Genomic DNA, 21214 nt, shown 5'->3' with positions numbered 1-21214 from the left:
GCACTCAGTAGTCCAGGGCCGCCCGCAGGTAGCGCAGGTCCGCGTGGCCGCCCCAGCGGTGCGCCGACAACCCGGCGGACCGGGCACCCCGCACGGCCCAGTCCTCGTCGTCGACGCAGAGAACCCGGGCCGGCGGGGTGGCCAGGGCCACGCAGGCGGCCTTGAAGTATTCCGGGGCGGGCTTGTGTACGCCGATCACCGAGGAGTTGACCACCACGTCCAGCTCGCCGACCATGCCGAGCGCGGCCAGGTCGGAGTCGAGCAGGTCGGTGGCGTTGGTGCCCAGCCCGACCCGGATGCCCGCCGCACGGACCTCCCGAACGAACGCCAGCACCTCCTGGTCGACCTCTCCGCGGTAGCTCTGCCACTGCTCCACAGCGGCGCGGGCGCGTTCCGGGCTGCCCACCGATTCGGCCAGGGCGTCCGCCACGCTGTCCATCCATTCAGCGTGGTTGACCTGGCCGGTGAGCACCGGCTGGAGCCGCCCCCACTGCATGGCGATCTCACCGAGCACCCCCTCGGAGAGGCCGTACTCCCGCTCGACAACGGCGGCCACCGCCGGGTCCCACCGGCGCAGTACGCCGTCGAAGTCCAGCAGGAGCGCCGTCGCGCGTTCCCGAGCCACTACCCGTTCTCCTCGCCGCGGCCGTGCCGCTGGTCGTCCTCGTCGGCCCGATTGAGCCGTTGGCTGATCACGTGGGTGACCCCACTGCGCATGGTCACGCCGTAGAGCGCGTCGGCGATCTCCATCGTCCGCTTCTGGTGCGTGATGACGATCAGCTGACTCTTCTCGCGCAACTGTGCCATCAACGTGATCAACCGGCCCAGGTTGACGTCGTCCAGGGCCGCCTCCACCTCGTCCATGATGTAGAACGGGCTGGGCCGGGCGCGGAAGATCGCCACCAACATGGCCACCGCGGTCAGCGACCGCTCGCCACCGGAGAGCAGCGACAGGCGCTTGATCTTCTTGCCCGGCGGGCGGGCCTCCACCTCGACGCCGGTGGTGAGCAGATCGTCGGGTTCAGTGAGGATCAGCCGTCCCTCGCCACCGGGGAAGAGCACTGTGAACACCTGCTCGAACTCCCGGGCGGTGTCCTCGAAGGCGCTGGCGAAGACCTCCAGGATCCGCTCGTCCACGTCCTTCACCACGGTGAGCAGGTCCCGACGGGTGGCCTTGAGGTCCTCCAACTGCTCGGAGAGGAACTTGAAGCGCTCCTCCAGCGCGGCGAACTCCTCCAGCGCGAGTGGGTTGACCTTGCCGAGCAGGGCGAGTTCCCGTTCCGCCTTCGCGGCCCGCTTCTCCTGCACCGGCCGCTCGTAGCGCACCGGCTCGGGCACCGGCAGACCGTCACGTTCGGCCGTCGCGACGTCCACCGCGGTCGGCGGAACGGGCTGAGTCGGACCGTACTCGGCGACCAGCGTCTCCACGTCCAGCCCGAAATCCTCGGCGGCCTTCGCCTCCAACTGCTCGATACGCAGCCGCTGCTCCGCCCGGGCCACCTCGTCGCGGTGCACCTGGCTGGTCAGTCGCTCCAACTCCGCGCCGAGCCGCTTGGCGGCACCGCGTACCTCCTGAAGCTCTGCCTCCCGCGCGGCGCGCTCCAGGGCGACCGCGTCGCGGTGCTCCTCCGCCGTCGCGATGGAGGTGGTCAGTCGGGTCAGCGCCTCCCGGGCGCCACCGGCGACGGACCGGGCGATGCCCGCACCCCGGGCGCGGGCGGCCCGCCGGGCCGCCGCGCGTTCCCGGGCAGCCCGTTCCGCGGTGGCCTGCCGCGCGAGCGAGTCGGCCCGGCCGGCGATCGAGGAGACCCGCTCCTCGGCGGTACGCACGGCGAGCCGGACCTCCATCTCGTTCTGCCGGGCCTGCGGCACCATGGCCGCCAGTTGATCCCGTTCCTCGGTGGAGGGCTCGGCGTCGACCGGGGTCTCCTCGGCCAGCCGTAGCCGCTCCTCCAGCTCGGCGAGCGCGGTGAGGTCCCGTTGCCGGGCGGCCTCGGCGCGGGAGCGGGAGTCGCCGAGCCGGTCCGTCTCGGCCTTCGCGGAGCGGGCCGCCGCGCCCAGCTCGGCCAGCCGACGAGCGGCGGCGTTGCGGTGGCTCTCCGCCTCGCGCTTTTCGGCGGCGGCGTGCTGCACAGCCTCCTTGGCGGTCGCCACCTCGGCGCGCGCCTCGACCAACTGATCACGCAGCTCCAGACCGGCGCGTTCGGCGGTGACCCGGTTGGCGCGGGCCTCCTCGACTGCGGCCTGCACCTCGATGTAGCTGGGAGCCTTGGCCGACCCGCCCGCCGCCGCGTACGCCCCGACCACGTCACCGTCCGGGGTGACCGCCCGCAGCTCGGGGTTGCTGGCGACCAGCTCGGCGGCGGCGGCGAGATCGTCGACGAGCGCCACGTCCCGCAGGGCCCGGTGCACCGCCGGACGCAGCTCGGCGCTGCACTCCACCAGGTCGGGCGCCCACCGGGCGTCGTCCGGCAACTTCGGGCGTAGCGCGTCGGCGGAGCCGGTCATGCCGGGCCCCGCCGGGCTGCCGACCAGCAGTCCGGCCCGGCCGGCGTCGGAGATCTTCAACAGCCGCATCGCCTCGACGGCCTCGTCCACCCCACTGACGGCGACGGCGTCGGCGAGGCCGCCGAGCGCGGCGGCCAGCGCGGCCTCGTGACCGGGTGCGACGGTGAGCAACCCGGCGAGGCTGCCGAGCAGGCCGGGCACGTCTCCGGCGCGGGCGAGCAGCGCCCCGGCGCCGTCCTTGCGCCGCAGCCCCAGGGCGAGCGCCTCCTCGCGGGCCTTCCAGGAGGCGGCGTCCTTCTCCGCGGCCCGCTCGGCGTCGGACAGCGATCGGACGGTGGCCTGGGCGCGTTCCTGCACGGCGACCGCCTCGGCGTGCCGGGCGTCCAGGTCCGCGTTGTCCCGGTCGGCCTCGGTGGACTGGGCGGCGACCGCGTCCAGGTCGGCCTGTGCCTGCTCGGCGCGGCCCAGCGCGTCGGCGTGCGCGATCGCGAGGCGTTCGATCTCCTCGCCGGCGCTGGTGGTCCGGGCCCGGGCGGAGTTGACCTGGCCGGTGAGCCGGGCCATCCCCTCGCGCCGGTCGGCGATGGCCTTGGCCGCGGCGACCAGCTCGCGCTCGGCGGCGGCCAGCTGCCGCTCCAACTCCTGGCGGTGCTCGACCGCCTCGGCCAGTCGGATCTGGTCGTCAGTGAGCGCGCCGCGCAGCTCCTCCTCCTGCTCGCGGACGCGTTCCGCCTCGGCTTCCAGCTGGTCCGGGTCGCGGCCGGGCCGCTCGTCGTCGCCGGTGGCGCTGAGGTGCCGCAGTCGCTCCCGGGCCAACTGCTCGATCGAGCGGAAGCGTTCCTGGAGGGCGGAGAGCTTGTACCAGGTGTCCTGGGCGGCGGCGAGCAGCGGCGCGTCCTCCGCGAGGGCGGCCTCCAACTCGCCGAGCCGACCCTGCACCTCGGTGTGCTCACCCTCGATCTGCTCGCGCCGCTCGCGCAGCGCGGTCTCGTCGGCGATCTCCCGGTCCAGGGTGGTCCGCAGGGTGGCCAGGTCGTCGGCGAGCAGCCGCAACCGGGCGTCGCGCAGGTTGGCCTGGATGGCGGCGGCGCGCCGGGCCACCTCGGCCTGCCGGCCCAGTGGCTTGAGCTGACGACGAAGCTCCGCCGTGAGGTCGGTCAGGCGATTGAGATTCACCTGCATCGCGTCGAGCTTGCGAAGCGCCTTTTCCTTGCGCTTGCGGTGCTTGAGGACGCCGGCCGCCTCCTCGATGAACGCGCGGCGGTCCTCCGGCTTGGCGTGCAGCATGCCGTCGAGGCGGCCCTGCCCGACGATGATGTGCATCTCCCGGCCGATGCCGGAGTCGGACAGCAGCTCCTGGATGTCGAGCAACCGGCAGGAGTTGCCGTTGATCTCGTACTCGCTCTCGCCGGAACGGAACATCCGGCGGGTGATGGAGACCTCGGTGTACTCGATCGGCAGCGCGCCGTCGGTGTTGTCGATGGTGAGGGTGACCTCGGCGCGACCCAGCGGAGCCCGGCCGGAGGTGCCGGCGAAGATGACGTCCTCCATCTTGCCGCCACGGAGGGCCTTGGCGCCCTGCTCGCCGAGGACCCAGGCGATGGCGTCGACGACGTTGGACTTGCCCGAGCCGTTCGGGCCCACCACACAGGTGATCCCGGGCTCCAGCTTCAACGTCGTGGCGGAGGCGAAGGACTTGAACCCCTTCACCGTCAGGCTCTTGAGATACACCTACTCGATCCTCGTCCGGTGGCCGCCGTACCGTCGCCGGCTGTGGGGACCTGGGTGAACCCGCAGACTAACCCGGCGGTGGGAGCGCGCCGGCACGCGACCCGCCCCGCGTCGCGTCGGCAGTGGGCGCGCTGTTGTTCGGTCGACAGCGAGAAAGACAAGCGCCTTTCATGATCGGCTTATCCGCCGACTTGCTTTTCGGTAACTGTGCGGCGCGCTTCCCGCACGATCGGCTGCAAGATCATGAATCGTCGGCGCCGAAAAGGTGCCGGACAGTGTTGCGCGCCGGCACTGAGGTGTCGGCGCGCATTTTTGCGGTGGTGCGATTCAGTTTTGTGCGACGTGAAGATCAGGTCAACGCCGGCTCGGCCAGACGGAGAAGATCGTCCGCCTCCGCCGCAGCCGCCGCGAGCCGATCATTGTCGGCACGCAGACGCGTGATCTCGAACTCCAGCGCCTGAACCCTGGAACGCAGTCGGGTGACCTCGTCGAGCAGACGCCGGTCGGGCGCTGCACCTACGTGGCCGTAGAGGGCCTTCGCCATGCTGACTCCTTGATATGCGCTGCCGGAAAGGCCGGCCAAACGCGCGCCCATTTGTACGCGGCTGTCATTCCAGGCTGTATCTGGGCATGACCGGGCGCGACTGGCGACACCTATATATTGAGCCGCAAACCCCTCCTTCGTCAAGTTCTCGCAGGCCGTAGATCATCTCCACGTCGACCTGTCCACTTGCCGGGGGGCTGCCGCAAGGCACGGACACTCTCTGTCCGGACACCTTTACTGTACGCCCGGATCCGCGGAAGTCAGCACCCTCGTGTCCCACTTCCCCTTAACTCTTTCTTAGCCACGTTGCCGCAGCTCGTAGGCGCGCCGTAGCGTCAGCCCGGCCCGCAACCGACCCGTGGAGGCATAGGCGTGTACGGCTGGACCGATCCGATGGACCCCAACGGCGCCCCCCGGCGCGCCGGAGGGCCGACCGACGAGCCGGCCTGGCTGCACGACCGCCCGGAGCCCCGCTCGGCCTATCTCTTTGGCGACGAACCCGGCCAGCCGGGCGACGAGTGGCACCGGGAGCAGCCCACCGACGGCCGGCTACCGGACCCGGCGATCCCCGCCGAGGAGGCCGACGCCCACACCGCCGCCTGGGGGGCCTACCAGCCGGACGGCGAGACCCACGGTTGGGGCGACAGCCGCCCGGCCCAGGACACCACCGGCGGACGACGCGCCGAGGTGCCCGGCGGCTGGCACACCGACACCGACCCGGAGACCACCGACGGCTGGCACGGCACCGCCGAGACCAGCCGGCCCGGCGAGGGACGGCACCGCTCCCCACGCCGCTGGCGCCGGCCACTGATGATCGGGGGGGCCGCCGCGGCCGCCACCCTCGTGGTGAGCTTCGGCGTCGGCGCGCTCACCCTGCCCGGCGGTGACGACGGGGCCGCTCAGCAGACGGCCGTCGACGACTCCTTCGCGACGTCGGCCGCGCCCACCGAAGAGCCGGCGCTGGACACCCTCGCCGCACCCTCTCCGTCGACCATCCCCAGCCCGGCTTCTCCGAGCCCGTCGCCGACCAAGGTCGTCAAGCCCACACCAGCGTCGTCGCGGAGCACCGCCGCTTCGCGCCGGAGCGTCCAGCGCAGCACCGCGCCGAGCAACACCGGCAGCTCCACCGGCACCAGCGGCTCCAGCGGCACCGTCAGCGCCCAGGCCCGCGAGGTGGTGGACCTGGTCAACGCCGAGCGGGCCAAGGCCGGCTGCAAGGCGCTGAGCATCAACACCAAGCTGATGACGGCCGCCCAGCGGCACAGCCAGGACCAGGCCGACAACAAGAACATGTCGCACACCGGCAGCGACGGCAGCAACGCCGGCACCCGGCTGGACCGGGTCGGCTACACCTGGCGCACGTACGGCGAGAACGTGGCCTGGAACCAGCAGACCCCGGCCGCGGTGATGGACGCGTGGATGAACAGCTCTGGTCACAAGGCCAACATCCTGAACTGCGCGTTCACCGAGATCGGCGTCGGCATCGCCAACAGCAACGGACCGTACTGGACGCAGGTCTTCGCGGCGCCGCGCTGACCGCGCGTCGTTCCCGCCCCCGCGCTCGTTGACCCGGTGAGGTACGTCGGGCCGGAGCGTGGGGGCCGCGTACCGGTGCGGGCGGCGACCGGCCGCCCGGGACCCGGGAGCTGCCGATGCGGATCCGGCCGCGGCGACGCGTCGCCGTACGCCCAGTGCGCCGTGTCCTGTCCGCCAGCGTCGCGCTGATGCTGGTCTTGCCGGCGTACGGGTGCCGGCCCGCGCTGACCCCGCCCGGGGCGCCCACCGCGTGGCCGGCGGCGCAGGCCCGGCACTGGCAGTGGCAGTGGCAGCTCAGTGGCCCGCTCGACCCGGCGGTGGACGCCCACGTCTTCCTCCTCGACCCGGTGGCCACCACCGCCGCACAGACCGCCGACCTGCGCTCCCGGGACCGCCGGCTGATCTGCCAGGTGAACGTGGGATCGGTCCGCTCCGACGACCCGGACGCCAGCCGGTTTCCCGAGGTCGTCCGGGGCGCGGCCGGGCGTCGACCCGACAGCCGGTGGCTGGACGTCCGGAGTTGGGACGCACTCCGGCCGGTGCTGACCGACCGGTTCCGGCTCTGCCGGGGCAAGGGCTTCGGCGCGGTGGCGCTCTTCGACGCCGATGGGTACGCGGCGCGCTCCGGCTTTGCGCTCGACTTCGACGACCAACTGCTGTTCAACCGCCGGCTGGCCGAGCTGGCCCGCTCGCTGAGTCTCTCCCCGGGGCTGGTCAACGACGTGCCCCAGCTCGCCGCGCTGGCCCCGGACTTCGACTTCGCCGTCAACGAGGAGTGTGTCCGGCTGGCCCAGTGCGCCAAACTGCTGCCGTTCAGCGACGCCGGCAAGCCGGTCTTCCACGTCGAGTACACCGGCTCGACCGACGACTTCTGTGTCACCACCGTCGGCTACGGCTTCGCGTCCATCCGAAAGGACCGCGCCCTCGACGCATCCCGCGAACCCTGCCCCCTCCCCTAACCCCCCGGCCCACCCGCGCCCCGCCCCGCCCAGCCCCAGCCCCAGCCCCAGCCCCAGCCCCAGCCCCGCGATCTTGCACTTTCGGTTGCCGGTTTGCCGGGATGGCCCCGCTTCGCCGCGACAGAAACTGCAAGATCGACGGGCTGGAGGGCGGCGAGGGCAGGGCCGCGGGGCGCGGGGCGCGGGCGCGGGGCGGGGCGGGGCGGGTGGTTAGGGCACTGGGACCAGCTCTGGGGCGGAGGACGGCGGGTCGGTGGGGGCGGGGGCCGGGCGGGGGCGCAGGAATTGCGGGGCCCACCAGTTGGCGTCGCCGAGCATGGTCATCAACGCCGGCAGCACCACGCCCCGGATGATGGTGGCGTCCAGCAGGATGGCCGCCGCCAGACCGATGCCGAGCTGCTTCATGTCGATCGTGCTCAGCGTCGCGAAGATCGAGAAGACCCCGACCATCACGATCGCCGCGCTGGTCACCACCCCGGCCGACGACGTGATCCCGTACGACACGGCGTCGCGGTTGGGCAGGCCGGACCGGACGCCCTCGCGGATCCGACTGACCACGAAGACGTGGTAGTCCATCGAGAGGCCGAAGAGCACCACGAACAGGAACAGCGGCAGCCAGGACACGATCGCGCCCATCGAGGTGAAGCCGAGCAGTCCCTGCGCCCACTCGCCCTGGAAGATCAGCACCAGCAGGCCGTACGCGGCACCGGCGGACAGCAGGTTCAGCACGATCGAGCTTGCCGCGATCACCACCGACCGGAAGGTGAACGTCATGACCAGGAAGGTCAGCACCAGCACGAAGCCCATGACCAGCGGCAACTTGTCCCGGACGTGCTGGGCGTAGTCCTCGCTGTCGGCGACGCTCCCGCCCACCGCGTACTCGATGCCGGGGATGCCCCGCAGTTCGGCCGGGACCAGGTCCCCGCGCAGCTTCTCCAACGACTGCACCGAACGGTCGTCCCGACTGGCGTACGGGGTGGGGACGTCCAGCACCGAGACCCGCCGGTCGGCCGACACCTCGATCTTCGGGCCGTCCGCCTCGGCCGGGGCGAACAGCGGATCGGCAGCCGCCCGGGTGGACAGGCCGGTGAGGGCGGTGCGTACCCGATCGGCCTGGTCGGCGGGCGCCCGGACGGCCACCACGTGATTGGTGCCGGCGCTCGGGAAGGCGGTGGTGAGCCGGTCGTACGCCTGCATTGCCGGAGTCGTGCGGGGCAGGTCCTCCATGCCGGGGAACTTCAGCTTCATGCCGAGCGCCGGCGCGGCCAGCGCGAGGAGCAGCCCGACCGAGATGATGAGCGTCGCCACCGGCGCGCGCAGCGCGGGCCTGAGCACCGCCGGCCACAGCCGGGGCGCGCGGGGCTCGCCGTGCCGGCCGGTACGCGGCGCGGTCAGTCGCCAGAGCAGCGGCACCCGGGGCCGGTCCACCCAACGGCCGAGCCGGGCCAGCAGGGCGGGCAGGACCGTCAGTGAACCGGTCACCGCGACGGCCACCACGAGGATCGAGCCGATGGCGAGGGACGAGAAGACCACGTCGCCGGCAAGCAGCAGCCCGGCCATCGAGATGATCACCGCGAAGCCGGAGACCACGACGGCGTGCCCGGAGGTCTCCGCGGCGATCTCCACCGCGTCCAGACCGGACCGACCCTTGGCGCGTTCCTCCCGCTCTCGACGGATGTAGAACAGCGAGTAGTCGACGCCGACCGCCATGCCGATCAGCAGGATCACCGGTGCCGTGGTGTCGGTGGCCGGCACCAGGTGCGAGGCGAGAGTGGACAGACCCATCGCGGCGGCGACCGAGGAGAGGGCCAGCAGCACCGGCACGCTCGCCGCGATCAGCGCGCCGAAGGCGATGATCAGGATCGCCAGGGTCACCGGCAGGCTGAGCAGCTCGGCGCGCTTGAAGTCCTTGCCCAGGGTGTCGTCGAGGGCCTGACCGATCGACGGTCCGCCGACCTGCTCGACGCGAAGCCCGGGGTGCGCGGCCTGCACGGAGGCGGTGGCGTCCCGCAACGGCTGCACCCGCTCCGAGGCCGTCTCCGGGTCACCCGACATGGTGATCGGCAGCAGCAGCGCCGAGCCGTCCCGCGCGGTGACCGGCTGGCCCACCCCGGCAACCCCGGTGACCGTACGCAGCCGGGCCGCCGCGTCGTCGGCCGCCGACTTCGCCGCCGCCGGGTCCAACGCGCCACCCCGGGAGGTGATGAGGACGTTGTCCACGGCCGGGTCGTCGAAGTTAGCGGCGTCGACGATCAGGCCGGCCCGCCCTGCCTCGCCGATCGCCTGGTCACCGCTGGTGGCCTCGTTGAGTCCGGCGGCGTTGCCGCCGACGAAGCACACCGCCACGAACACGGCCCACAGTGCGATCGCCCGCCACGGGTGCTCGGCGCTCCACCGCGCCAGCCGCACCGTCACCGGTCTTCTGCCCATCTCGGGTCCCCCTGTCACGTCAACCCCCTGTCAACGGTGCTGACGCTAGGTGCGTGACGAGGCGGTCACATCGGGGATCGACCTGGGCTCACCCTGGAACCAGCGGACCGGGCGCGGGGGTGCGTTCGCGGGACATCGGCCCGCGATTCGGACGTACACCGGGGGCCTGCCCCGAGCGACGGGCCGCGACCCGCCGGCATCGCCCCGAGCCGGCTCCGGGTCATCCCCGAAGGGCACCCCGGGGCCGTGGCTGACAGTGCGGGCAACTGTACGAGGACCGGTTCATGAACGCCTCGCGGCGGATCGGCGCGCCACACCGGCGGCACGGCTCGCCCTCGCGGCCGTAGGCGTTGAGCGCCCGGTCGAAGTAGCCACTCTCGCCGTTGACGTTCACGTAGAGGGCGTCGAAGCTGGTGCCGCCCTCGCTGATCGCCTCGGCCAGCACGTCGCGGACGTGGCCGAGCAGACGCTGCGCGGCCGGGCCGGTCAACGCGTCGGTCGGTCGGCCGCCGTGCAGCTTGGCGCGCCAGAGCGCCTCGTCGGCGTAGATGTTGCCCACCCCGGAGATCAGGGTCTGGTCGAGCAGCGCGCGCTTCACCTCGGTGTGCCGGCGGCGCAGCGCCGCGACGAACGCCTCGTCGGAGAACTCCGGGTCCATCGGGTCGCGGGCGATGTGCGCGATCTCGTCGGGCAACTCGGCGCCGCCCTCGCTCACCGAGAGCCCGCCGAACGTGCGCTGGTCGACGAAGCGCAGCTCCGGGCCGTCGTCGCTGAAGCGGAACCGGACCCGAAGGTGGGTCTCGTCCGTCGTGCCGGGTGGCTGGAGCAGCAGCTGACCCGACATGCCGAGGTGCCCGACGATCGCGTCACCGCTGTCCAGTGGCAGCCACAGGTACTTGCCGCGACGGCGGGCGTCGAGCACCGTCCGGCCGGCGAGCACGTCGGCGAAGTGCACGTCGCCGGGAGCGTGCCGGCGGACCGCACGCGGATGACGAACCTCGACCGAGGCGATCCGGCGGCCGACGACCCACTGGGCCACCCCCTGCCGGACGGTCTCCACCTCGGGCAGCTCAGGCACGCGGGCGGCCCGTCTCGTGGCCGTCGGCGCCCCCGGCCGGCAGCGCCTGCGCCAGGTGGTCGGCCTGCTCGGCCTCCGCCGCCCGCTCGGCGCTCTCCAGCGGCCCGAACGGCTCGCCGCGGTCGGCCGAGTCGTCCCGGTCGGCCGAGTCGTCCCGGTCGGCCGGCTGGTCCTGACGATCGTCGGCGACCGGACCACGCTGGCCGCCGTCGGCGTTCTGACCACCCTGGCTGCCGTCGCCGTTCTGGCCGTTCTGGCCGTTCTGCTCGGCGAGCGTCCGCCAGGCGGCCTCGGCGGCCCGCTGCTCGGCCTCCTTCTTGCTGCGCCCCTCCGCGCCGCCGTACCGGTTGCCGGCAACCACCACCCAGGCGGTGAACGTCTTGAGGTGGTCCGGGCCGGTGCCCTCGATCCGGTACTCCGGTACGCCGAGACCGAGCGCGGCCGTCAACTCCTGGAGACTGGTCTTCCAGTCCAGTGCGGCCCCACGACCGGCCGACTCGGCCATCAGCGGGTCGAAGAGCCGGTGGATGACGATCCCCGTGGTGTCCAGGCCGTACTGGAGGTAGATCGCGCCGAGCAGCGCCTCCAGCGTGTCGGCGAGGATGCTCGCCTTGTCCCGGCCACCGGTCGTCTCCTCACCCTTGCCGAGCAGCAGGTACGCGCCGAGGCCGTCCGGGCCCAGACCGCGGGCCACGTCGGCGAGCGCCCGCATGTTGACCACGCTGGCCCGCAGCTTGGCCAGCTGTCCCTCGGGCAGGTCCGGGTGGTTGTGGAACAGCGCCGTGGTGATCACCACGCCGAGCACCGAGTCGCCCAGGAACTCCAGCCGCTCGTTGGTCGGCAGCCCGCCGTTCTCGTACGCGTACGACCGGTGGGTCAACGCGCGCTGGAGCAGCTCGGGTTCCAGGCTCACTCCGAAGGCGGCTTCCAGGTGACCGACGGACGCCCGCCGCCGCTTGTCGTTGCTCATGTGCGTACCTCGGTGTCGGTGGAGCGGTCGGTGCGACCGGTCGCGGCGTCGCGGTCGAGCAACGCGGTGACCAGATCGGTGGCGCGCCGCCGCCACAGGTGGGCGGCGAGAGCTATGCCGGAGGCGACGTCGTCGGCGCGGGCGGACCCGTGACAGACGACCACCGTCCCCGCGACGCCCAGCAGGGCCGCCGCGCGGGGCGCGCCGCCCTGGGCAGGTGGGCCGCCGGCCATCGCGTACGCGCCCTCAATGGCCTTGAGCAGCACGTTACCGGTGAAGCCGTCGGTGACGACCACATCGGCGCGCGCGCCGAGGGCCACGTCGTACCCCTCGACCAGGCCGACGTAGCGCGCCCCGCCGGGCAGCGGTTCGACGGCGAGCAGGGGGTCGGTGGCGCGGCGGACCCGGTCGCCCTTGCCGGCCTCGGTGCCGACCGAGAGCAGTCCGACCCGGGGCGCGGCGATCGAGTGGGCCACCGCCGCGTAGGCGGCGCCGAGCACGGCGTGGCGGGCGAGGGTGGCCGGGCGGGGTTCCAGGGAGCCGCCGACGTCGAGCAACACGACCGGCCCCGCCACGGCGGGTAGGGTGGCGGCCAGCGCGGGTTGGCGGATCTCCGGCGAACGGCCGAGGCCGAGTACGGCCGCGGTGACGGTGGCGCCGGTGGCGCCGGCGGAGACCAGGGCGTCGGCGGTCCCGTCCCGGACGGCGGTGACCGCGGCCCGGACGGTGCTCTCGGAGCGGGCGGCGCTGGGATGGTCGGCCATGCCGACGACATCGCGGACGGGCCGCACCGTGATCCGGGCGCGTTGCACGGGATCGAGGGCAGCAATCAGCTCGTCGGCGACCTCGGTCGGACCGACGAGAAGCAGATGCAGGTCGGGGTCGGCGCGCATGGCCCGCAGAGCGCCGTCAACCACGACGGCGGGAGCGTCGTCCCCGCCGAGGAGGTCAACGGCGATCCGCGCGGCGCCCGGCTCCACCGGAACGCCGGCCGGACTGGGCCGGCCGGCGTCGGAGGGAGCCGGGGCACCGGGCGAATGCCAGGATGCGCGCGCCGCCCGACCTGGGGTCGGGGGCGTCACTCGGCGTCCAGGTCAGACCTCGAGAACCTGGCGGCCGTTGTAGGTGCCGCAGACGGAGCAGGCGGCGTGCGGCAGCTTCGGGGACTTGCACTGCGGGCACGCGACGGTCGCAACCACTGTCGCCTTCCAGTTCGCCCGGCGGGACCGGGTGTTGCTGCGCGACATCTTGCGCTTCGGGACGGCCACGGTTCTTACTCCTCTGTAACGGTCAGTTGCGACAGGCCCGCCCAACGCGGGTCGATCTGCTGGTGACTGTGGTCGGCCGGCAGATCGTCCCAGTGCGCCCCGCATTCAGGGCACAGTCCTGGGCAGTCCTCCCGGCAGAGCGGGTTGGTCGGCAGCGTGAGCACCAACGCGTCCCGCAGCGCCGGCTCCAGGTCGATCAGATCGCCCTGCATCCGGCCCACCTCGTCCTCGTCGGTCGTGGCGTCCGTGGTGCTGTCCTCGTACGCGTACAGCTCCTGGATCGTCACGCCCATCGAGTCGTTGATCTCGCGCAGGCAACGGCCGCACTCGCCCCGGATGGGACCGGTGATGGTCCCGGAGACGAGCACGCCCTCGGACACCGACTGCAACCTCAGATCGAGGTCGAGGTCCGCGCCCTCCGGCACGCCGATCAACTCCACACCGAGGTCCGCCGGTGCCGGCACGACCCGCTGGACCTCACGCAACGCGCCAGGGCGACGCGGCAGGTCCCTCGTGTCGAGGACCAGCGGCGCCTTGGGGTTGAGTGTCGATGGCGAGCGCTTGGGCATAGTTAGACTCCGGCCGGTGAGAGGCCGACAAAAAAGGTTACCTGGACGACCGCCCGACCGTCGAACCGGGGGCGACGCCCGCCTGAGAAGTCGGCTGGTGAGGTGCCGCTCAGAAGGGTAGCGGGCGTTCCGCCTCATCCCCAGCGAAGGTGCCGATCTCCCGCAGCGCGTGCATCTTGTCCCGGCCGCGCTCTATCGAGGCCAGCGCCCGGGTGAGGAACTGCTCGAAGTTGGCCAGCGCGGTGTCGACGTAGTCGTCGACCTCCTCACGCAGGCGTTGCGCCTCGGCGCGGGCCTCACCGATGATCCGGGCGCCCTCGTGCTCGGCCGACACGGTGATCTCGTTCACCGAGACCAGGCGGGCGTGTTCTGCCTCACCCTCGCTGATGATCCGGTCCGCCTCGCGCTTGCCGGCGTCCATGATCTTGTCCCGCTCCTCCAGGAGCGCGGCGGCGCGACGCAGGTCGGCGGGGAGATCGGCACGCATCTCATCGAGGGCAGCGATCATCTCACCCCGGTCGACCATGCAGTTGTTGCGCGACATCGGGACGGAGCGGGCCTGCTCCAGGATGGCGATCAGTTCTTCGATGCGATCGAGCGGGTCCACCGGCTACCTCACTCCTGTCGTTCGTCGGCCGACCTCCATGATGCGGGCTACGGCCGTTCCCCGCGCCACCAATCATGTCGTGCCGGCCCCACCGCCGCCCCACTCACCCCAACCCGGCGAGTCGCGACATAGTCACCCGCAGCTCCCACCGCGCCGATCTTGCACTTTCGGTCACGTCAAACCATGCCGAAACAGGCGATGCGGGCACCGCAAGTGCAAGATCGCGAAGGTGGAGGGGAGTCAGGGTCCGTTCAGTGGCGGGGGCCCAGGCGGGCCTGGAGGGCTTCGCGGACCGGGTCGGGGACGTGGGCGGAGATGTCGCCACCCCACTTGGCCACGTCCTTCACCAGGCTCGACGAGAGGAACGAGTAGAGCGGGTTGGTCGGCATGAAAAGCGTCTCGACGCCGGCCAGACCGATGTTCATCTGGGCCATCTGCAACTCGTAGTCGAAGTCGCTGACCGCCCGCAGGCCCTTGATCAGCACACTGGCCTGCTGCGCCCGGCAGAAGTCCACCAGCAGCCCTCGGAACGACTCGACCCGCACGTTGCCGTACGACGAGGTCACCTCGCGGAGCATCTCGATGCGCTCCTCGACGGTGAACAGGCCACTCTTCGACTGATTCACCAGCACACCGACGATCACCTCGTCGAAGAGCCGACTGGCCCGCCCGATGATGTCGAGGTGTCCGTTGGTGACCGGATCGAACGAACCGGGGCACACCGCACGTCTCATGATCGGCGACCGTACCAAAGGGTGGTCTCGCCGTAACGGCGACTGCGCTCGGCGGTGATCCCTTCCACCCAGTCGAACTCCCTGGTGCGGCGGGACCGCTCCACCACCACCAACGCGTCGGGCGCCAGCCAACCGCCGTCGACCAGCGCGGCCAACAGCGCGGTGATCTCCTCGTCCGGCACTGCGTACGGCGGATCGGCGAAGACCACGTCGTACGGCCCGTCGTCCGGTCCGGCGGCCAGCACCGTCGCCACCTTGCCGGTGACCAGACGGGCCGCCGGACCCGCACGGAGGGCCGTCACGTTCTCCCGGATCACCCGGGCCGCCCGCGGGTCGGACTCGACCAGCAACACGTGCCGGGCACCTCGGGAGAGCGCCTCCAGCCCGACCGCGCCGGAGCCGGCGTACAGATCCGCGAAGCGGGCACCGTCGAGATCGACAGCGGCCTGGACGGCACTGAACAGCGCCTCCCGAACCCGGTCCGAGGTGGGTCGGGTGCCGGCGCCGGGTGGCGCGGCGATCCGCCGGCCACCGAGCGTCCCGGCCACGATCCGGGTCACCGTTTCCTCCTGCTCATGCCCGCGACGCTACGCGATGCGGCGCGGACCCGGTCAGCACGGCGCGGATCCGAGGAGCGGGCCGGCCAGCGACGACAGGGGGCACCTGAGCAGCCCCAACGGCACGGCGTCCATCGTGGAGCCCGGGCGGCGCGGGCCGTCCCCAGTGACCGGATCGACACCTTCGGTATATCAAAGATCACGAATCAACTACATTGCCGGATGGCAATGATCTGAACTCCCCTCATTAACCACCCATCAGTACAGTCTCCCCCTGTCCCCGCTTTCGCCGCGGGAACACCACCGCGTCGCGCGACGCCCCGGTGAGCAGTGACTGCCCGGTCACGATGCCTCCCGGCCTTCCGCCACGCGATCCGTACCCCCCTCACCAGGAGCAGGCGTGAACCCTCCCAAGTCTCCGTTCCGGCGCGTCGCGGCCATCGCCGCGGGCGCGTTGATCGGCATCGCCGGCGTCGGCGTCATCGCGAGCCCCGCGAGCGCCCACTACACCGAGCCGAGCGGCCAGGCGGTCTGTGACACCACCACCGGCGAGTGGGTGGTGAACTGGACCGTCAAGAGCGTCTACCACTACTCCTCGAAGAGCTTCCAGCTGGCGAGCGTCGAGCTCACCCCCGCCAACACCACCGTGACCAACATCGTGGCGGCATCGGACAAGTCCTCCTACCCGTACGACGTCAACACGCCGATCACCGGCGTGCAGCGGGTGCCCGGCTCGGCCACCGAGGCCACCCTCGCCGTGAAGGCCCGCTGGGACGACGGCTACCCCGAGAAGAACGCGCGCACGGCGAAGGTGACGTTCGAGGGCACCTGCGAGACGGATGAGCCGCCGGCCAGCCCGTCGCCGGAGCCGACGCCGAGCGCCACCCCGAGCACCCCGCCGAGCACCCCGCCGACGACCCCGCCGGCGGTGTCCATCCCCACCGCCAGCTTCGCCTCCGACTGTGAGGGCGCCGTCACGGTGACGCTCGCCAACGGCGCGGACGCCACGACCGAGGCCAAGCTCACCGTCAAGGCCAAGGGCTTCTCGGAGACGTACACCGTCAAGCCGGGCGAGAGCAAGAAGGACATCGTGGTTCCGGCCAAGGCCGGCGAGATCACCGTCAGCGAGGGTGACAAGCCGGTCGGCGAGCCCTACACCTGGGCGACCCCCGAGGACTGCGTCAAGCCGGGCGAGCCCCAGGCCGGCTACGAGTCCACCTGCGACAAGCTGATCTTCGGCTTCGCCAACCCGGAGGACGGCAAGGCCTTCGAGGTGACCCTGACCCCGAACAAGGGTGAGGCGCAGAAGCGGACCGTCGAGCCGGGCAAGACCGTGGTCGTCGAGTTCGAGGCGTTCGAGGGTCTGACCGTGACGCCGGCGGCCGAGGGCCTCGACGACACCAGCCCGATCGCCTGGGAGAAGCCGGCCGACTGCACCCCGGGTCAGGGTGGCGGTAAGGACGAGCCGGCTCTGCCGCTGACCGGTGCCGCCACTGGCGGAATCATCGCCGGCGCCGTGGTGCTGCTGGCCGCCGGTGCCGCCCTGTTCGTGGTGGCCCGTCGTCGTCGGGTTCGCTTCACCGCCTGAGACAACCCGCTCTGACAGTTGAGGGCGCGTCGACCACCCGGTCGGCGCGCCCTCAACCATGTAGTGGCCTGCGTGATCGACTCGACATCACTGAACCCGGGGTATCCCCGTCGGCGGGATACCCCGGTTTCATGAAAGCCGAGTCGATCATCAGCCGGCGCAGCCCGGCGCCTGATCAGCCCTTCTCCAGGTACTCCGCGCGGTCCTCGTCCACCAGTGCGGCCACCGACGCGGCCAGTGCCGGGCTGCGGGCCAGCTCCGGGTCGTCCTCGATCAGGGTGATCGCCTCGGCGCGGGCGTCGCGGATCAGGTCGGCGTCGCGCCGCAGGGACAGCAACCGCAGGTGCGAGCGGCGCCCGGACTGGGTGGCACCCAGCACGTCGCCCTCGCGGCGTTGCTCCAGGTCCAGTTCGGCGAGCTTGAAACCGTCGCTCGTGGACGCCACAGCGTCCAACCGTTCCCGCGCCGACGAACCCTCGGCTGCCTCGCTGACCAGCAGGCACAGCCCGGCGGCGGCACCCCGGCCGACCCGGCCCCGCAACTGGTGCAGTTGGGACACACCGAACCGGTCGGCGTCCAGCACGATCATCACTGTTGCGTTCGGCACGTCCACGCCGACCTCGATCACTGTCGTCGCCACCAGCACGTCCAGGTCACCGGCCGCGAAGGAACGCATCACCGCGTCCTTCTCGTCGGCCGGCAGGCGACCGTGCAGCACCCCGATCCGCAGGCCGAGCAACGGACCCTCGGCCAGCAGCGGGGCAACCTCGGTCACCGCCAGCGGCGGCCGACGGCCGTTGTCGTCCTCGGCTGGCGGCTCCTCGTCGCTGGTCGGCCCGTCCCCGATCCGCGGGCACACCACGTACGCCTGGTGGCCGGCGGCCACCTCCTCGCGCAGCCGACGCCAGGCCCGATCCAGGTAGGCGGGCTTCTCGGCGGCCGGCACCACGTGCGAGGCGATCGGCGACCGCCCCCGGGGCAGCTGGGAGAGCGTGGAGACCTCAAGGTCGCCGTAGACGGTCATCGCCACAGTGCGCGGGATCGGGGTGGCCGTCATCACCAGCACGTGCGGCGGCTGGTCGGCCTTGGCACGCAGGGCATCGCGTTGCTCCACGCCGAAGCGGTGCTGCTCGTCAACCACCACCAGGCCGAGGTCGGCGAAGTCGACCCCCTCGTAGAGCAGGGCGTGGGTGCCGAGCACGATGCCGGCGGCACCGCTGGCCACCTCGCCGAGCGCCCGGCGGCGGGCCGCCGCGCCGAGCGAGCCGGTGACCAGCTCGACCCGGGTGGCATGCTCGGCGGAGCCCAGCTCACCGGCCCGCCCGAGCGGCCCGAGCAGGTCGAGCATGCCGCGGTGGTGCTGGGCGGCCAGCACCTCGGTGGGCGCCAGCAGCGCGGCCTGCCCACCCGCGTCGACAACCTGGAGCATCGCCCGTAGCGCCACCACCGTCTTGCCCGAGCCCACCTCGCCCTGCAACAGGCGGTGCATGGGGTGCGGAGTGGCCAGGTCAGCAGCGATCTCCACACCGACCTCCCGCTGACCGGCCGTCAGCTCGTACGGGAGTCGGGCGTCGAAGGCCTCCAACAGCCCGTCCGGGCGCGCCGGGCGGGGCCGGGCCGGCCAGTCGGCAGCCCGGTGCTTGCGCTGCACCAGGGTCACCTGGACGGCGAAAGCCTCGTCCCACTTGAGGCGCCGCCGCGCCTGGTGCAGCGCCTCCTTGCTGGACGGCCGGTGGATCTCGGTCAGCGCGACGCCCAGCCCGACCAGCTTGCGGCTGGCCCGCACGGCGCTCGGCAGTGGATCGTCCGGCGGGGTGAACGTGTCCAGTACGACGCGCACGCAGCGCGCGATCACCCAGGTCGGTACGGCCGCGGCGGCCGGGTAGACCGGGATCAGCGCCCCGGCGAACTCCTCGATGTCGTCGCTGAGCGCCGCCTCGCCGTCGCCACCCTCACCGAGCAGGACGTACTCCGGGCCGTTGAGCTGCCGTTTGCTGCGGAACTCGGTGACCTTGCCGGCGAACAGACCCCACCGGCCCGGGCGCAGCTCGCGCTCCCGCCACGCCTGGTTGCCGAAGAAGGTCAAGGTCAGCACCCCGCCGGAGCCGTCGCCGACGGTCACCTCCAGCAGGTTGCCCCGTCGCTGACGCATCGGGCGCACAGTGGTGCGCTGCACCTGGGCCATGACGGTGACCTGCTCACCGACGTCCAGTGAGCGGATGTCGGTGTGTTCACCGCGCTCGTCGTAGCGACGGGGGAAGTGGTAGACCAGGTCACCCGCGGTGTGCAGGTCGAGGTGCGAGGCCAGCGCCTTTGCTGTCTTGTCCCCGACCAGCTTCTTCAGCGGAGTGTCCACGGTGGCTGGTTCGCTCATTCGATCCCTACCAGGAGCGGATAAAACGGCTGGCCGCCCGGGTACGCGTGCACCTCGACGAACGGCCAGCGTCGCGCGACGTGCGCGCGGACGGCGTCGGTGAGCCCGGCCGGAGCGTCCACCCCGGCCAGTAGGGTGACCATCTCGCCGCCACCACCGAGCATCCGGTCGACCACCGCCGCGCAGGTGTCGGTGAGGTCGGTGCCGATCAGGTGCACCTCCCCCTCCACCAGCGCCAGCACGTCACCGGGACGGCACGGGCCGGCGACGGTCAGCGCCTCCCGGCTGGCATGGCAGACCTCGGCGTACCGGCAGGCCCCAGCCGCCTCGGCCATCGCGATCACGTCGTCCTCGAAACGGCGGTCACCGTCGCGGACCGCGAGCGCCGCCAGTGCCTGCACCGGCGAGCGGGTCGGCACCACGCTCACCTTGATGCCGTGTCGATGGGCCTCACGGGCGGCGGCGCTCGCCACCGCCTCGGTGTTGGCGTCGTTGGGCAGCACCACCACGCGGGCCGCGCCGGTGCTGCGGACGGCGTCCAGCAACTCACCGGTGGACGGGTTGCCCGGCACGACGGTCGCGCCCTCCGCGGCGAACAGGTCGGCGATGCCGCCACCGGTGGCCACCACCACCGCGGCCCGGCCGGCCACCACCGGGCCCGAGGGCGACTCCGGCTGGTCGGCGAAACGGGTGACCGAGATGCGGTACGGGCGGCCGGCGGCGACACCCGCCTCCACCGCCGCGCCCACGTCGTTGACGTGCACGTGCACGTTCCAGGTGCCTTCCGGCTCACGCCCGTCGCCGACGACGACCAGCGAGTCTCCCAGGGCGTCGAGGGCCCGCCGCAACCCGTCGACCGCCTCGGCGCTGGCGTCGAGCAGGAACTGCACCTCGTACGCGTACTCGTCCGAACCGGTCTCGCGGGCGACGGTGGCCGCCGGGCGGGCGGAGCGCGGTGCCGGTGCGGGCCGGGCGGCGCTCTCCCCGGTCAGCACCTCGACCAGGGCGTCGAGCAGCACGCAGAGCCCCCGGCCACCGGCGTCGACCACACCAGCGCGGGCCAACGCCGGCAACTGCTCCGGGGTGCGGGCGAGCGCCTCGGCCGCCGCCCGGGCCGCGACGCCGGCCACCGCCGGCAGGTCGTCGCTGTCCGCGCCTTCGGCCGCGACGGCGGCGGCCGAGATCACGGTGAGCAGGGTGCCCTCGACCGGCCGGGAGACCGCCGTGTACGCGGCGGTGGTGCCGGAGCGCAGCGCGGCGGCGAACTCCCGGCCACGCACCGCCGGCACCCCGGCGACGTGGTCGGCGAGACCACGCAGGATCTGCGAGAGGATCACCCCGGAGTTTCCCCGCGCGCCGAGCAGCGCGCCCTGGGCCATCAGCCGCAGCGCGTGCCCGTGCGCTGTCGGCCCGCTGTGCGGGAGAGTGTCCAGATCCATGGCGAGGGCCTGCTGCGCCGAGGTGAGGGTGAGCACCAGGTTGGTGCCGGTGTCGCCGTCGGGCACCGGATAGACGTTGAGCTGGTCGATCTCGCCCTGGTGGCGCTTCAGTGCGGCCAGCCCGCTCGCGCACCAGCGGCGGACCGCGGCGGCGTCGAGGGTGTCCAGCACGGGCAGAAGCCTACTGGCGCGCACCGACACCCGTCGGACTCGTCCGGCGTGTCCTCCCGGGGCCCGGGCGGCGCGGGCCGCAGTCTCTCGCGGGCCCCGGGCGGCGCGGGCCGCAGTCTCTCGCGGGCCCCGGGCGGCGTAGGCCGCAGGC

Annotated in this window: 16 protein-coding genes and 1 pseudogene; 3 read left to right on the top strand and 14 right to left on the bottom strand. The window is 72.4% G+C overall.

What is annotated here, in order from left to right; all coding sequences use genetic code 11:
• Nucleotides 1–4 precede the first annotated feature (4 nt).
• The 3 genes from AB0B68_RS19155 to AB0B68_RS19145 all read right to left on the bottom strand — a co-directional run bounded on the left by AB0B68_RS19155 (nt 5) and on the right by AB0B68_RS19145 (nt 4783).
• Entirely contained in the window at nt 5–625 is a 621-nt protein-coding gene (locus tag AB0B68_RS19155) for an HAD-IA family hydrolase (RefSeq protein ID WP_357261444.1), read from the bottom strand.
• Nucleotides 625–4239 carry a chromosome segregation protein SMC gene (gene smc / locus AB0B68_RS19150; protein WP_357261441.1) on the bottom strand — a complete coding sequence of 1205 codons (3615 nt, stop codon included), beginning with the start codon at nt 4237–4239 and terminating at the stop codon, nt 625–627. The genes AB0B68_RS19155 and smc overlap by 1 nt, the downstream gene beginning before the upstream one ends.
• Nucleotides 4240–4588: 349 nt before the next feature.
• Nucleotides 4589–4783, bottom strand: a complete 195-nt coding sequence (locus AB0B68_RS19145) for a hypothetical protein (protein WP_030487463.1) — start codon at nt 4781–4783, stop codon at nt 4589–4591.
• A gap of 372 nt (nt 4784–5155) precedes the next feature.
• Between AB0B68_RS19145 and AB0B68_RS19140 the strand changes: the two genes are divergently transcribed.
• Both AB0B68_RS19140 and AB0B68_RS19135 read left to right on the top strand, forming a co-directional pair.
• The gene (locus AB0B68_RS19140) at nt 5156–6319 is read left to right on the top strand and encodes a CAP domain-containing protein (RefSeq protein ID WP_357201547.1); all 1164 of its coding nucleotides are present in this window, start codon (nt 5156–5158) and stop codon (nt 6317–6319) included.
• A 188-nt stretch (nt 6320–6507) separates the two neighbouring features.
• The gene (locus tag AB0B68_RS19135) at nt 6508–7278 is read left to right on the top strand and encodes an endo alpha-1,4 polygalactosaminidase (protein WP_357201544.1); all 771 of its coding nucleotides are present in this window, start codon (nt 6508–6510) and stop codon (nt 7276–7278) included.
• 210 nt (nt 7279–7488) lie between these two features.
• Here the strand turns inward: AB0B68_RS19135 and AB0B68_RS19130 are convergent, their stop codons facing one another.
• The 9 genes and pseudogenes from AB0B68_RS19130 to rsmD all read right to left on the bottom strand — a co-directional run bounded on the left by AB0B68_RS19130 (nt 7489) and on the right by rsmD (nt 15494).
• Entirely contained in the window at nt 7489–9708 is a 2220-nt protein-coding gene (locus AB0B68_RS19130) for an MMPL family transporter (protein WP_357198954.1), read from the bottom strand.
• 220 nt (nt 9709–9928) lie between these two features.
• On the bottom strand, nt 9929–10786 hold the full coding sequence (gene mutM / locus AB0B68_RS19125) for a bifunctional DNA-formamidopyrimidine glycosylase/DNA-(apurinic or apyrimidinic site) lyase (RefSeq protein ID WP_357198951.1): 858 nt from the start codon (nt 10784–10786) through the stop codon (nt 9929–9931).
• Between the two features lie 262 nt (nt 10787–11048).
• Nucleotides 11049–11756 (bottom strand): annotated as a pseudogene (rnc, locus tag AB0B68_RS19120) (ribonuclease III); the annotation flags it as partial.
• Nucleotides 11753–12736 carry a phosphate acyltransferase PlsX gene (locus tag AB0B68_RS19115; protein ID WP_357261438.1) on the bottom strand — a complete coding sequence of 328 codons (984 nt, stop codon included), beginning with the start codon at nt 12734–12736 and terminating at the stop codon, nt 11753–11755. The gene AB0B68_RS19115 and the pseudogene rnc, both read right to left, overlap by 4 nt.
• A gap of 114 nt (nt 12737–12850) precedes the next feature.
• On the bottom strand, nt 12851–13024 hold the full coding sequence (gene rpmF, locus AB0B68_RS19110) for a 50S ribosomal protein L32 (protein WP_030335284.1): 174 nt from the start codon (nt 13022–13024) through the stop codon (nt 12851–12853).
• A 5-nt stretch (nt 13025–13029) separates the two neighbouring features.
• The gene (locus tag AB0B68_RS19105) at nt 13030–13593 is read right to left on the bottom strand and encodes a YceD family protein (protein ID WP_357261435.1); all 564 of its coding nucleotides are present in this window, start codon (nt 13591–13593) and stop codon (nt 13030–13032) included.
• Between the two features lie 109 nt (nt 13594–13702).
• The gene (locus tag AB0B68_RS19100) at nt 13703–14200 is read right to left on the bottom strand and encodes a hypothetical protein (protein ID WP_355005267.1); all 498 of its coding nucleotides are present in this window, start codon (nt 14198–14200) and stop codon (nt 13703–13705) included.
• Between the two features lie 251 nt (nt 14201–14451).
• Nucleotides 14452–14934: a pantetheine-phosphate adenylyltransferase gene (coaD, locus tag AB0B68_RS19095; RefSeq protein ID WP_357261432.1), complete on the bottom strand. Its 483-nt coding sequence runs from the start codon at nt 14932–14934 to the stop codon at nt 14452–14454.
• Entirely contained in the window at nt 14931–15494 is a 564-nt protein-coding gene (gene rsmD / locus AB0B68_RS19090) for a 16S rRNA (guanine(966)-N(2))-methyltransferase RsmD (RefSeq protein WP_357226031.1), read from the bottom strand. Before rsmD ends, coaD begins: the two co-directional genes overlap by 4 nt.
• Nucleotides 15495–15891: 397 nt before the next feature.
• Between rsmD and AB0B68_RS19085 the strand changes: the two genes are divergently transcribed.
• Nucleotides 15892–17079, top strand: coding sequence for an LPXTG cell wall anchor domain-containing protein (locus tag AB0B68_RS19085; RefSeq protein ID WP_357198943.1), 1188 nt, complete (start codon nt 15892–15894; stop codon nt 17077–17079).
• A 175-nt stretch (nt 17080–17254) separates the two neighbouring features.
• Here the strand turns inward: AB0B68_RS19085 and recG are convergent, their stop codons facing one another.
• Entirely contained in the window at nt 17255–19453 is a 2199-nt protein-coding gene (recG, locus tag AB0B68_RS19080; protein WP_357261428.1) for an ATP-dependent DNA helicase RecG, read from the bottom strand.
• Complete coding sequence (locus AB0B68_RS19075) at nt 19450–21063, bottom strand: DAK2 domain-containing protein (protein ID WP_357261425.1); 1614 nt, start codon at nt 21061–21063, stop codon at nt 19450–19452. The genes recG and AB0B68_RS19075 overlap by 4 nt, the downstream gene beginning before the upstream one ends.
• Nucleotides 21064–21214: the final 151 nt, after the last annotated feature.

The organism is Micromonospora sp. NPDC049049 (assembly GCF_040649115.1).
Lineage (GTDB): Bacteria > Actinomycetota > Actinomycetes > Mycobacteriales > Micromonosporaceae > Micromonospora.
The sequence above is the reverse complement of the archived record's forward strand: the minus strand, read 5'-3'. Positions and strand labels throughout refer to the sequence as shown.